This window comes from Paenibacillus jiangxiensis (genome assembly GCF_046098255.1).
Lineage (GTDB): Bacteria > Bacillota > Bacilli > Paenibacillales > Paenibacillaceae > Paenibacillus > Paenibacillus jiagnxiensis.
The window spans coordinates 60,888-74,163 of the sequence record NZ_JBJURI010000013.1; the positions used below are offsets into that span (position 1 = coordinate 60,888).

Annotated in this window: 11 protein-coding genes and 2 riboswitches; of the genes, 4 read left to right on the forward strand and 7 right to left on the reverse strand. The window is 50.5% G+C overall.

What is annotated here, in order from left to right; translation table 11 throughout:
- Window positions 1-2 precede the first annotated feature (2 nt).
- The 5 genes from ACI1P2_RS14090 to gcvH form a co-directional block, all read right to left on the reverse strand.
- Window positions 3-1,148, reverse strand: coding sequence for a mannitol-1-phosphate 5-dehydrogenase (locus ACI1P2_RS14090; protein ID WP_355320497.1), 1,146 nt, complete (start codon window positions 1,146-1,148; stop codon window positions 3-5).
- Window positions 1,145-1,579 (reverse strand): PTS sugar transporter subunit IIA, encoded by a 435-nt coding sequence (locus tag ACI1P2_RS14095; RefSeq protein ID WP_355320498.1) that lies wholly within the window; start codon window positions 1,577-1,579, stop codon window positions 1,145-1,147. The genes ACI1P2_RS14090 and ACI1P2_RS14095 overlap by 4 nt, the downstream gene beginning before the upstream one ends.
- The gene (locus tag ACI1P2_RS14100) at window positions 1,576-3,654 is read right to left on the reverse strand and encodes a BglG family transcription antiterminator (protein ID WP_355320499.1); all 2,079 of its coding nucleotides are present in this window, start codon (window positions 3,652-3,654) and stop codon (window positions 1,576-1,578) included. Before ACI1P2_RS14100 ends, ACI1P2_RS14095 begins: the two co-directional genes overlap by 4 nt.
- A 76-nt stretch (window positions 3,655-3,730) precedes the next feature.
- Window positions 3,731-5,191: a PTS mannitol transporter subunit IICB gene (locus tag ACI1P2_RS14105; protein ID WP_355320500.1), complete on the reverse strand. Its 1,461-nt coding sequence runs from the start codon at window positions 5,189-5,191 to the stop codon at window positions 3,731-3,733.
- Between the two features lie 511 nt (window positions 5,192-5,702).
- Window positions 5,703-6,098, reverse strand: a complete 396-nt coding sequence (gene gcvH, locus ACI1P2_RS14110) for a glycine cleavage system protein GcvH (RefSeq protein WP_355320501.1) — start codon at window positions 6,096-6,098, stop codon at window positions 5,703-5,705.
- A 377-nt stretch (window positions 6,099-6,475) separates the two neighbouring features.
- Window positions 6,476-6,554: riboswitch (glycine riboswitch) on the forward strand.
- A gap of 13 nt (window positions 6,555-6,567) precedes the next feature.
- Window positions 6,568-6,661, forward strand: a riboswitch (glycine riboswitch).
- 92 nt (window positions 6,662-6,753) lie between these two features.
- Between gcvH and gcvT the strand changes: the two genes are divergently transcribed.
- Genes gcvT through gcvPB form a run of 3 tightly spaced genes read left to right on the forward strand, consistent with a single transcriptional unit; the run spans window position 6,754 to window position 10,714 of the window.
- Entirely contained in the window at window positions 6,754-7,854 is a 1,101-nt protein-coding gene (gene gcvT / locus ACI1P2_RS14115; protein WP_355320502.1) for a glycine cleavage system aminomethyltransferase GcvT, read from the forward strand.
- Between the two features lie 41 nt (window positions 7,855-7,895).
- Window positions 7,896-9,251: an aminomethyl-transferring glycine dehydrogenase subunit GcvPA gene (gene gcvPA / locus ACI1P2_RS14120; protein ID WP_355320503.1), complete on the forward strand. Its 1,356-nt coding sequence runs from the start codon at window positions 7,896-7,898 to the stop codon at window positions 9,249-9,251.
- Window positions 9,248-10,714, forward strand: a complete 1,467-nt coding sequence (gene gcvPB / locus ACI1P2_RS14125) for an aminomethyl-transferring glycine dehydrogenase subunit GcvPB (protein WP_355320504.1) — start codon at window positions 9,248-9,250, stop codon at window positions 10,712-10,714. Before gcvPA ends, gcvPB begins: the two co-directional genes overlap by 4 nt.
- A gap of 112 nt (window positions 10,715-10,826) precedes the next feature.
- On the opposite strand, the gene ACI1P2_RS14130 is transcribed toward gcvPB, so the two are convergent.
- Window positions 10,827-11,489: a nitroreductase family protein gene (locus tag ACI1P2_RS14130; RefSeq protein WP_355320505.1), complete on the reverse strand. Its 663-nt coding sequence runs from the start codon at window positions 11,487-11,489 to the stop codon at window positions 10,827-10,829.
- Between the two features lie 206 nt (window positions 11,490-11,695).
- On the opposite strand from ACI1P2_RS14130, the gene ACI1P2_RS14135 reads away from it, so the two are divergent.
- A complete protein-coding gene (locus tag ACI1P2_RS14135; RefSeq protein WP_355320506.1) occupies window positions 11,696-12,535 on the forward strand; it encodes a helix-turn-helix transcriptional regulator in 840 nt (279 codons plus the stop codon).
- A gap of 138 nt (window positions 12,536-12,673) precedes the next feature.
- Here ACI1P2_RS14135 and ACI1P2_RS14140 read toward each other — a convergent pair whose 3' ends face one another.
- On the reverse strand, window positions 12,674-13,129 hold the full coding sequence (locus ACI1P2_RS14140; RefSeq protein ID WP_355320507.1) for a copper amine oxidase N-terminal domain-containing protein: 456 nt from the start codon (window positions 13,127-13,129) through the stop codon (window positions 12,674-12,676).
- Window positions 13,130-13,276 lie beyond the last annotated feature (147 nt).

Below are 13,276 nucleotides of genomic sequence, written 5' to 3' on the forward strand. Positions count from 1 at the left end.
TATTAAGCGTTTAATTCCTCGTACTTCTCCAAAATTTGGCGATGCACAGGATGATCCTGCGGAATCGACGTATAACGTGTGATTGCGGCAGCCAATCCTTCGGTGCGGATCGCTTCCTGCAGCTCTGCGGCTTCAGGATCTTCGCTGACATTGAACTTGCAGGCAGCCGCCATGCCAAGGGCAAGATGATCCGGGTTAATGCCGTATTCATAGGCTTGCAGAGCCGGACGAACAAGACGGTCGTTCGGCGACAGCTTCCGCAGCGGGGAGCGGCCCACGCGGGTGACTTCGTCAGTCAGGTTCGGGTTGCGGAAACGGTCCAAAATTTTGCTGATATATTTATCATGCTCCGCCTGATCAAAGCCGAAGCGCTTGACCAGAACAGACCCGGTTTCCTCCAGCGCCCCGCGTACGGAAGCGACCACCTTCTCGTCGGCAATGGCTGTCTGGATTGTTTCGAAACCTGCCACATAACCGAGATAAGCTGCAACACAGTGGCCTGTGTTTACGGTAAACAGCTTGCGTTCAATGTACGGCTCCAAATTGTCCACGTACAGCACTCCTTCGATTTCCGCATGGTCCGGAGCCATTTGGGAACGGTCAACCACCCACTCATAAAAAGGCTCCACCTGCACATGCAGCGGATCCTCGTGGTGCTGGATCGGCACGATCCGGTCTACCGCTGCGTTCGGGAAATATACGGAGGTCTCCGCTTTTGCGCGTACATCCTCTTCCAGCAGGGCAAATACATGCTCCTTCAGCTGCGCGCTGCCGCCGATGGCATTTTCGCAGGCGATCACATGCAGCGGGGATGCCCCGTCTGCAATTCGTTGTGTGATGCCTTTGGCAATTCCCGGTGCAATATGCTTCAGAATATTAACGCCAACCGCCGTCGTCACCAAATCCGCAGAAGCTACCGTGCTGGCTACCTCATCCACATTTTTTCCGTCAATGGCGGTTACATTGGTTACGATTTCCGTGTCCTTGGCATCATTGGCCAATTCCACAGTATACTGCTTGCGGCTGCGCAGCTCGGACACGAGTGTGTCGTTGACATCAGAGAAAATCACTTCATAGCCGGCGCGTGACAACAGCAATCCGATAAATCCGCGCCCGATATTGCCTGCTCCGAAATGGACGGCTCTCATAGTTCCATCTCACTTTCAAACAGATCGATAATTTCCTGTGCACTTGTGGCGTTGCGCAGTTTGTCCATATTCTCTTCCTCGGAGCATACCACAGCGATCCCGGTCAGAATCTCCATGTGCTCCCCTCCCTGTGCTGCGATGCCGATAACCATATATGCTTTCTCCCCGTTAAAATCCACACCCTGCGGGAATTGGATAATGGAGATGCCTGTTGAGTTGATAAATTCCTTGGATTCTTTCGTTCCGTGCGGAATCGCAAGTCCATTGCCTACATAGGTGGATACGATTTCTTCACGCTCGACCATCTTGTCAATGTACGCTTCCGTAATGTGGCCGGCGTCCAGCAGAATCTGGCCCGCCATACGGATTGCCTCGTATTTGTCACTCGCTGTTGCGTTCATTTTAACTTTGTCTGTGGACATGATGCTCATTGTATGGTCCTCCCTGTCTCTAGTTTGCTGCGGAAAAAGTCGGTCAGTTCATCTGCCATATAACTGGTGATTTCATCCCGGCTTCCGTGCTCCAGCAGCGTAATCATTTCTCCTTGAAGCAGCAATGCGCTGATTTCGCTGAGCACCTCCAAGCTCTCCTTGGACAGCTCGCGCGGCCCCAGCATTAACAGCACCTCTTTTACCGCTTCCTGTGCTCCTTCCAACTCCAACGGTTCGCTAAGTCTGTACAGCGAAAGCGAAGGCGTGCGGATGTGTCTGCTGCGTGTGTGGAACAAGGCCAGCTGTGTATCCGGAATCACCTGGCTGCCTTGCTGCTCTCTTTCGGCCAGAAGCTCTGCTACTGCTTCCGGGTCGTGCACGGTTCCCCGCCCGACCTCGGAAATGCACATGGCGTATAAAACTTCATTCATATCCATTCCCCGGTTATCCAACGGGTAGACATGAAAATTCTGCACGATCCGCACAATCTCCTGCAGACTGTCCTTGAGCCCGACCAGCCACCCCAATCCTTGGTTCGGTTCCACAGTCTGCCCTTGCCTGCCGCTTACCTTCTTGAGTGTTATGTTCTGGATAAAATGACGCAGGCGGTCACTCTCCTCCTGCGTCAGGAGTGGACTGATTTTCAGATAACGATCCTTCTCAAGGGGCAGATCGACAGTCGAAATGACCAGATCGTAATCCTCCTTGGGAATGCGGGCCGCTTCGAACCATGAAGCCCGGTCCACAATCTTGATCTGCGGGAGCTCCTTCGCCAGCCGTGTAGCCAGCAGTCGCGAAGATCCGATTCCGCTGGTGCATACGACAATGGCGCGCACCTCCCGCTGCAGCTGGCGCAGCCGCTCAATGGAAGCGCCGAAGTGCATGACCAGAAAGCCCACTTCTTCATCAGGCACATTCAGCTCGGTCATACCTGACACGGCCCCCTTGACCGCCTCGAACAGCTCGGCATAGTCCTTGCGGATCTGCTGCAGCAGCGGATTGCGAATGTCATTTCCTTCTTTCAGCCGTTTAATGACAGGCTCGACATGGGCAATCAGCCCTTCACGCAGGAGGCGATCCTCTCCAAAATGCACCCCTGCGTTCTCCTCCACCCGGCGGATCAGTTCATTCACAATTTCCAGCAGCACCAGATCATCCAGCGGCAGCAGCCTTGTCGAGCGATCCTCGGCGGAACGGAACAGATGTCTGAAATATTTTTTCTCCCGCTCATGGAACTGAAGGGACAGTGCAACCGACAATTCGGCGCATATTCGCTCTACCATAGCTGAGCGAACTTTATCCTCTTCGTCATTGGCCCCCAGGATCAGCTCCGATTCCGGCTGCTCGACCGCAAAACCCCGCCGGATACGGGCGATGGCGACAGAAAGCTGAATCAGCAGTTCCATATATTTGCTCTCGACCATGTTTTCCAGCCATTTTTCATTCGGCTGCCATAAGGCGTTCTCAACCGTCAGCATCACATCTCTGCCGATCAGCTCCATCAGCTTATCCATGGCATGGGATGAGTGTCTGGTCGAATCCTTTCCGAACAAGTCGGATTCATCGAGATGCTCCAAACCCAGCTCGGAAACGGCTCGCCTGATGTCCGTTTCCCTGCCAGTGATCTGCACACCGTATCCACGCCTGCGCACAAGAGTAAGCCCATGCTTCTCAATCCAGGACTGCAGCTCATCAAGATCATGGCTGACGGTTGCAACTGTCACCTTCAAATCAGCAGCCAGCGACATCAGCTTGATCGGCTCCCTGTCATCCAGCAGCATGCATAAGCTGTAAATCTTTCGCTCTTCTGCTGAATACTCTACCGACTCCGAGCGAAAAAGCTGCTGACGAAGCTGGAAAAGCCGAGAGGGATCGGCATCCAAATGGATTCCGATCCCGGTTTTTTTTTCCAGCTTGACCCCATGGGGCTCCAGCCATTTCTCTACCGCACTCAGCTCACGCAAAACGGTTCTCGTGCTGACATTGATGCGGGCGGCAATGTCGCCCGCAGTCACCTCTCTGGTCTGCTGCAGCAGGAATTCAAGAATTTCGCTTTGTCGTTTGGTAATATTCATCGTACCGTCCTCCCGATTTCGCTCTTGAACTGCCTGTGCGTATGACCCGAAAAACTTTATTGTAAGGCATTACGAATTATTTTTTCAGGCGTTCCACAAGTTCCTCATATTCAGGGCTTTTCAGGAAGTTGTCGATGGAAATATGCTCCGCATTCGGCGCAACCGTTTTGGCACGGTCAGTCAGCGTTTTCTGTGTGATTACGATGTCGGCATCCTGCGGAATTTCGCTGATTGCGGTGTTCGTTACGACCACATCCACGCCGGCCTGCTTCATTTTCTTGCGGAGAATGGATGCGCCCATGGCGCTCGATCCCATACCTGCGTCACAAGAGAATACGATTTTATTGACATCGGTCTTAACGACATTGTTGGAAGCCAATGCTGCTGCACGATCCGCTTCACGGTTATCGGCTGCTACGGCTGCATTACCCGTTTTGCCTTGGTTTTTCATATCTTTCATACGTTCGGATGCATCTTCCAGGCTCTCATCTGTCTGTTTGCCTGTCTTCAGCAGAATCGCGGCAACGACGAAGGAGACAACCGCCGCTACTACGACACCGGCCAGCATCGGAAGATAACCGCCTTTTGGCGTCATAATAAAGTAAGCAAAGATACTGCCTGGCGAAGGAGCAGCTACCAGACCTGCGCCTGTGAGCATGAATGTAAACGTACCTGCAACACCACCGGCCATTGCAGCCAGGATCAGAATCGGTCTCATCAGAATGTACGGGAAGTAAATCTCATGAATACCGCCAAAGAAGTGAATGATCGCTGCGCCCGGAGCGGAAGCTTTAGCCGAACCGCGGCCCAGGAAGCAGTATGCAAGCAAAATGCCAAGACCTGGTCCCGGATTGGACTCCAGCATGAACAGAATCGATTTGCCCATTTGCGAAGCTTGCTCTGTTGCAATTGGTGTCAGGATACCATGGTTAATGGCGTTGTTCAGGAACAATACTTTACCAGGTTCAATGATGATGTTGACAAGTGGGAGCAATCCTGCGTCCATCAAGAACTGAACTCCGGACGACAGCACTTTACTGATCACTTCGATTACCGGACCGATAATCGTATGTGCAAGCAGTGCCAGAATGGCACCGATAATACCTGCGGAGAAGTTGTTAACCAGCATCTCGAAGCCGGATTTGATTTTGCCTTCAACCGCTTTGTCAAACTGCTTGATTACCCATGCCGCGAACGGACCTGCGGCCATGGCGCCAAGGAACATTGGAATGTCCGCGCCGACAATGACACCGATCGTCATGATCGCGCCGACCACACCACCGCGCTGTCCGTGTACCATTGTACCACCTGTGTAACCGATCAGCAGCGGCAGCAGGTATTTGATCATCGGATCAACAAGCGTGGCAAAATTTTCGTTTGGAATCCATCCTGTTGGAATAAAGAGGGCCGTAATCAAGCCCCAGGCGATAAATGCGCCCATGTTCGGCATAACCATGCCGCTCAGGAAGCGTCCGAATTTCTGCACTCCAACGCGCAGGCCTCCGCCGCTTCCGGACTTAGCGTCCACTGAACTCATATTGAAAACCTCCTCAATGTATTGAAACCTTCAGGTTAAGGATTCGTCAAAATTCGATACGAAATAAAGGAATTTGTCGCTTTTTCTGATTTTGTCAAATCCTTAGGTAAAAGGCCTCATATCCTTTTGCTTACCTTCATCCTAATTGAAAACGGTATCTCCATCAATAAAATGAAAATGCAGTTTCGTCATGAACGTTGATGACAAAATTTAAATTTAAGATTCTCGGGGGAAGAATAGTATGCTCTAAATACGATTCATATAGTCATACCTTAATATAAACGAACTTCGCCGGTATTAACCGCAATTTCCCTGAACATTATGTCTTGGTTCCAAAGTTGTTGACCAAACGGCAAAAAGCATGGCCGCTGTATCTCACATGAGATATCAGGCTGCCATGCTTATCAATATGCTTGCAAAAACGAATATACGCTTGCATACACTTTATGTCGTTTTTTCGAAAAAAACGTAGCAAATAGGACAAATATCCTATTTTAGAGTGAATGCTTCATTAAGCCTCTTCCACAAGCCGGCTATACGCTTCTGCACTCAGCAGTTTGCTTACTGCATCATTAATGTCGCCATCCACCTGGATTTCAAGCATCCAGCCATCCTCGTACGGCGAACTGTTGACCAGCTCAGGCGAATCCTGCAGCGACCCGTTCACTTTAATCACCGTACCGCTTACTGGAGCATACAGATCGGACACCGTTTTGACAGATTCGATTGTACCCACGCTTGCGCCAGCTTCCAGAGTTCCGCCTTCCTCGGGCAGCTCGACAAACACAATGTCGCCAAGCTGATGCTGCGCAAAATCGGAGATGCCGACCAGCAAGGTTCCTTCTTCCGTAATTTTCACCCATTCATGCTCTTCACTGTACAAATAGTTTTCTTTAACTTCGCTCATGTATACCGCTCCATTTCCACTGGAATTTTCGGCCATAAAACACTTTGATGTTCCCCTAAGCTGTTCTTTCGCTTTCTCTTTTTCAACGTAAGATTAAGCCAAGCAAGATTTAAATGTCAATATTGCTTACAAAAAACCACTTCTTTTTTTCCGGATTAAAGCACTAAAGGAAGGGTAATGGCTTACATTTTGTTATCCGTCTTAAAATATGACAAATTTATTGACATATGTCCGGTGATCGCGTATTAATGGTTATAGATTGAATAGCGGATGAACGTATAGGGAGAGATTACCGATATTCCGGGAAAATGATGCGCCAAGGCGCGTCTGAACAGGACCGGGCGGATTGGCAGTGTGAAGTGTGAAGCCAGCCCCGTGCTTGCCTTGTATCCGCGGAATCAGCAGGTAACGCCGAAGGAGTAAGCCGGCAAGCGGTGAATCTCTCAGGCAAAAGGACCTTTACCGGACGCAACTCTGGAGAGAATCCGCAGCAGCGGGTCACCCAAGGGGAAACCTGTAACCAAGCAGGGCAACTCTCAGGTATCAAGGACAGAGCTGAAGAATGGAATGGCTGGAAAGCCATGTCCCCCTTCTTTGGCCTGTCCTTCTTTGCTTTTCCATAAGCTGTGCCAACTCTTTTGCGAGGTGAATTGTGTTGACCGCATTGAAAAGAACACCACTGTACCCGCTGTATGCCGGGTATCCCGGCGTGCGCTGCATTGATTTTGGCGGCTGGGAGCTGCCTGTCCAGTTTAGCGGCATCCAAAAGGAGCACGAAGCCGTACGAGAACGGGCCGGACTGTTCGATGTCTCCCATATGGGAGAGTTCAACGTAACAGGCGCTGAAGCGGTAAGCTTTCTGCAGCATGTAACCACTAACGACGTATCCAGGCTGGAAGACGGCCAGGCCCAGTACACGCTGATGTGTTACCCGGATGGAGGTGTCGTGGACGACCTGCTTGTCTACAAACGCGGCCGCGATTCCTACATGCTCGTCGTGAATGCCTCGAATATCGAGAAGGATTGGGAATGGCTGCAGCAGCATAAACCGGCCGATGTGCAAATGGAAAATGTATCAGATCAAACTGCGCTGCTTGCCCTTCAGGGTCCTGCAGCAGTAGACATCCTTACCGGCACCGTAGACAGCGATGTCACTTCACTCGGCTCCTTCCGTTTTGTTGAGCATGCCAATTTGTTCGGGGCGTCAGCACTCATATCCCGCACTGGATACACAGGAGAAGACGGCTTCGAGATCTACTGCCGTACCGAGGATGCCCCGCTGATTTGGCAGGGGCTGATGAAAGCAGGGGAAACCCACGGGCTGGTGCCCGCCGGTCTGGGTGCACGGGACACGCTGCGCTTCGAAGCGAAACTGCCGCTGTACGGCCAGGAGCTGTCTGCGACCATTTCCCCGCTGGAGGCGGGCCTGGGCTTTTTCGTCAAGCTGGATAAAGGGCCGTTTATCGGTCATGAAGCACTGCTTGCACAGAAGGAGCAAGGGACTCCACGCAAGCTCGTTGGCCTGGAAATGCTGGACCGCGGCATTCCGCGTTCACATTATCCGGTATTCGCGGAGTCGGAGCAGATTGGCGAAGTGACGACAGGAACGCAGTCCCCTACCCTGAAGCGGAATCTGGGGCTTGCGCTGATTGACAGCCATTTTGCCCAGCTTGGCACGCAGGTTGAGGTAGAAATCCGGGGCAAACGCCTCAAAGCAGAGGTTATTAAGGCACCGTTCTACAAACGAACGAAATAGAGATAACCGGAACATAACGGATATTGAGAGGAGCGCAGCCAATGAATCAGCACAGATACTTACCGATGACCAAGCAAGATCGCGCCGAGATGCTTCATACAGTCGGCGCCGACAGCATTGAGGACCTGTTCAAGGATATTCCCGAAAAAATTCGTTTCCGGGGCGAGCTGCCCGTTTCTTCAAGACTGGATGAACGGGCCCTGACCCGCCATATGTCGGCGCTAGCCGGCAGCAATGCCAGCAGCGAGACCCACGCCAGCTTTCTGGGCGCAGGCATCTATGATCACCATATTCCGTCCGTGATTAATCATGTCATTTCCCGCTCGGAATTTTATACGGCATACACCCCTTATCAGCCGGAAGTAAGCCAGGGAGAGCTGCAGGCTATTTTTGAATTCCAATCCTATATATGCGAGCTTACCGGCATGGCGGTAGCCAATGCCAGTATGTATGACGGAGCCACCGCGCTGGCCGAAGCCGGCAATCTGGCGGCAGCCGCCACACGGCGCAAGCGCCTTGTCGTATCCCGCGCCGTTCATCCTGAAGCCCGGCAGGTGCTGAACACTTACGCGCACGGCCTCAACCTGGAGATTGTTGAGGTAGGTTGCAAAAATGGCGTCACCGATCCCGAGGCGCTCGCAGCAGCGGTAACGGAGGATACCGCCGCCGTGTTGGTGCAAAATCCTAACTTCTTCGGCTCCATTGAGAATCTCCGTCCAATGGCCGACCTGATTCATGCCCAAAAAGGGCTGCTAGTGGTCAGCTCCAATCCGCTCTCACTCGGGCTGCTAGAAGCGCCAGGCAAGCTGGGAGCTGATATCGTGGTAGGCGACGCGCAGCCGCTCGGCATCTCTTCTTCGCTCGGTGGGCCGACCTGCGGTTACTTTGCCGTATCACAGGAGCATATGCGCCGCATTCCGGGAAGAATCGTCGGCCAAACGAAGGACCGCAACGGCAAGCGGGGATTTGTTCTTACCCTGCAGGCACGCGAGCAGCATATCCGCCGCGAAAAAGCGACATCAAACATCTGCTCCAATCAGGCGCTGCTTGCCCTCTCTGCGTCCGTGTATATGTCCGTCATGGGCAGAAGCGGCATGAAAGAGGTAGCCGAACTGAATCTGCATAAAAGCCGGTACGCCCTTGAACGTCTCACATCCCTGCCGGAAGTGAACGCTGCGTTCACTTCCCCGACCTTTAATGAGTTCGTGCTCGTCCTGCCGGAGAATACAGATATGCCTTCCCTGCAATCACGTCTGCTGGACGCCGGTTTTATCGGCGGTTATGATCTCGAAAGAGACTACGAAGAATACAAAAATCATATGCTGATTGCCGTAACGGAGCAAAGAACCAAAGAAGAGATTGACCAATTCGCATCGGTGCTGGAGGAATTGTTATGACTCAATCCGAACATGATATGCCGCTGATTTTTGAACTAAGCCGTCCCGGCCGTATCGCATTTTCTCTGCCCGAATGCGATGTGCCCCGCCGTCCTGCTGACGAACTTATTCCATCCGAGCTGCTGCGCAGCGAGCCTGCCGTACTGCCGGAAGTCTACGAGGTTGACGTCATCCGTCATTACACGGAGCTGTCCCGCCGCAACTTCGGCGTGGATAACGGCTTTTATCCGCTTGGCTCCTGTACAATGAAATACAATCCGAAAGTTAACGAAGACGTTGCGCGTTATTCCGGCTTTGCGAAAATCCATCCTTATCAGCCGGAAGAAAGCATTCAGGGCGCACTTGAGCTGCTGTACACACTGCAAAACGATTTGGCAGGCCTTACGGGCATGGATGCCGTCACACTGCAGCCTGCTGCCGGAGCCCACGGAGAGTGGACCGGCCTGATGATGATCCGCGCTTATCATGAAAGCCGCGGCGAACACCGCACCAAAGTAATTGTGCCTGATTCCTCGCACGGAACCAATCCGGCGAGCGCTACGGTTGCGGGCTTTGAGAGTGTCACGATCCCTTCGACCAGCAAGGGTCTTGTGGACCTGGATGCCCTGCGCGCCGCCGTTGGCAGCGACACTGCTGCTCTCATGCTGACCAACCCCAACACCCTGGGGCTGTTCGAAGAGCAGATCACGGAGATCGCGGAGATTGTGCACGAAGCCGGCGGGTTGCTTTATTACGACGGAGCCAACTCCAATGCCATCATGGGCATTACACGTCCGGGAGACATGGGCTTTGATGTCGTGCATTTGAATTTGCACAAAACGATGAGCACACCGCACGGCGGAGGCGGCCCGGGAGCCGGTCCGGTCGGTGTCAAAAAGCTGCTCGTTCCGTTTCTGCCAAAGCCCCTTGTCGTCAAAAACGAGGATGAGACATACAGCTGGGATACAGAGCAGGCCGATTCCATCGGCCGCGTCAAAGCATACTACGGCAACTTTGGCATTCTCGTCCGTGCCTATGCGTATATCCGCACCTACGGGCCAGAAGGCCTGCGTGCCGTATCGGAAGACGCTGTGCTGAATGCCAATTATATGATGCACCGGCTTGCGCCTTACTACGAGATTCCGTATCCGGGTGTCTGCAAGCATGAATTTGTCATGTCAGGCCGTGGCCTGAAAAAATACGGCGTTCGCACCCTGGACGTCGCCAAACGGCTGCTCGATTTCGGCTACCATCCGCCAACCGTATACTTCCCGCTGAATGTGGAGGAATGCATCATGATCGAGCCGACCGAAACGGAAAGCAAGGAAACGCTGGACGGCTTTATCGATACGATGATCCGCATTGCCAAGGAGGCGGAGGAGAATCCCGAGCTGGTGCTGAACGCCCCTTACACCACAACGGTCACACGCCTGGACGAAACGACCGCCGCACGCAAGCCTGTTTTGAACTGCGCCTGCAGTTAGTTCACTCTCCGTTTCTCAATGCAAAGGAGTGTCCTAAAGGTCTATTGACCTAGGACACTCCTATTTTGTTATAAAACGCTCCGGGACTAGCTGCAGCCTATCAAATTAACACTTATTTCCACTCTGCAACATCGGCAATCGGCTTTCGTGTTGAAGGGCGGCCATCAGAATCTGCCTTGCCGATGGATACCAGCATAACCGAAACGTAACGTTCCTTGTCCAATCCAAATGTTTCAGCAATGTTCTCCTTATCATACCCACCCATGGCACACGTGTCATAACCGTAAGAACGTGCAACCAGCATTAACTGCATAGCCACCAGTCCGCCATCGGTTAAGGCCACGTCTTTACGAAAATGATCCGGGGTATTGCTATAATGAATGTCAATAGCCTCAAGGATATATTCTTTCACAGATTCAGTCATTGACCCCTGTTCTACCTCTGCATTGAAAACTTCCGGCGCACTCGCAACATGCTCCAGATCGCCAAAAATTGCAATTACAGCAGATGAAGTTACTATCTGTTGTTCATTGTATTGTTGCCCATTGAATATGGCCAAAGGCAGCAATTTGGATTTAGCCTCTTCGCTTTCAAGGATTAGGAAACGCCATGACTGCAAATTATAGGACGAGGGAGCCTTGGTCGCCTTGGTTAATATATCCGTCATTTCATCACGGCTAATCTTAACAGAAGTATCGTATTTCTTAATCGACCTGCGTTCAAAAACAATTTTATCGAAATCGTTTATCCGATTTCCATGCCCATGTAGATTCATGCTTCTATTCCCCTTATTTATTGGATTGATATTCGATTGCAGTAACATCATACCGCGCGAACTAAGGGTCAACTAGTACGGTGTTTATACTACTATAAAAACTATTACCTTAACTTAACTCACGAAAATTCGCTAAAACAAATGCGTTCGTTATATGCTTCATATACAATCTATTAAGCATAGATAATTGGAAAGGGATGCGACTCATGAATGATGAATTACGGCGTAAGGAGCTTGCTGAATTTTTGAAAAACCGTCGCAACAGGACCAGACCAGAAGAAGTTGGACTGAGCAGCAATTCTAATTCTCATAGAAGAACTAAGGGCCTTCGCCGGGAGGAAGTGGCGGTTTTGTCCGGAATCTCAGTGCCTTGGTACACGTCCCTTGAACAAGGGAGAGATGTGCGTATATCAGATAGTGTCATCGAAAGCTTGGCCCGTACTTTAAAGTTAAGTCGTGATGAAAGAATCCATCTCTACGTCCTGGCGGATCGCAAGATTCCTCTAGAATCGGTTTTAGATGTGTCATATCTGCAAAAATCTAATCCTGAGCTTCAACGCATCGTTGATCAATATATGCATCTGCCAGCCTACACCATTGACGGTCAGTGGAATCTGTTAGTTTGGAATCAGGCAGCCATTGAACTATTCGGATTGCAGCCTAACAAGATGAAAAACTGTTCGGGAAATCTGATATGGTTAATGTTCAATGACCCTGTCGTACGAGGCCGTTATGCGGACTGGGAAGACTCGGCTCGAAAGCTGCTCGGAGCTTTTCGCTACACTTATGCTCGCCGGATGGAGGATCCCTACATCCGTGAAATTATTACGCAGCTTTTGGAAGTGAACGAAGATTTCAAAACGATTTGGGAACTCCATGACGTCCAGTGCTTTCGGGATGATAACCATTTTAAAATACAGCATCCCTCTGCAGGTGAAATTAATGTTTTTTCCAACCCGTTTTATGCAGCCGAATACGACGATGTTACCCTCGTTTTGTATACACCTGAAGGCGTCGCGGATCAAAAAAAGTTAATTAATCTTTGAGACAACTTGCTGTTAGACACTTTACTTGAACATAACATTTCCTATTATCAATTGCCTAAACCTCAACTTAAACGACCACCTGCTTTGAGCAGGTGGTCGTTTAAGTTACTGATATGCTCATAACTCAAATTGCTTTTTCTACTCACTAATGTTAGGAGCATCAATATATATGGCTGCATCATTTCCCTTTTTCACCCATGTCACTTTAGCCCCTAATGTCTCGGCTATAAAACGCAAGTTGACATTGAAAAACCCGTCAGTAGGATCGAGGAATGGAGGAGCTACTAATTTCTCTTCCTTTCCGTTTACAAGCGCATAATAAGAATTATGGGTTAAAACAATGGTGGTAGTACCGTTCGTTGCGGTAACTGTCTTTGTAGCTGAGTCCCAAGATACATTCATATTAAATTTTTCAAAGATAGGTCTAAAAGGTACATAGGTTACTCCTGCTGTTCCGATTCCAGCCAACACATCTAGTTTTTCATTATTTATATAAATTTCCGGATAATCTAATGATGCATAAGCCATACGCGAAGTCATTAGCATTATCGTTATGATTAAGCTGAACATAGATAATAATTTCGTTGTTTTCATTTTCCGCTGACCTCCAAAAAACGCGGCATTAGCAAAAACTCCTTATGTATTTGGTACATTACCCAATATATTACCTTCTCTATGATAAAATCAACATATTTTTTGGGTGTGTACTAGAGGAAATTACATTACCAAGAAAATATCCTT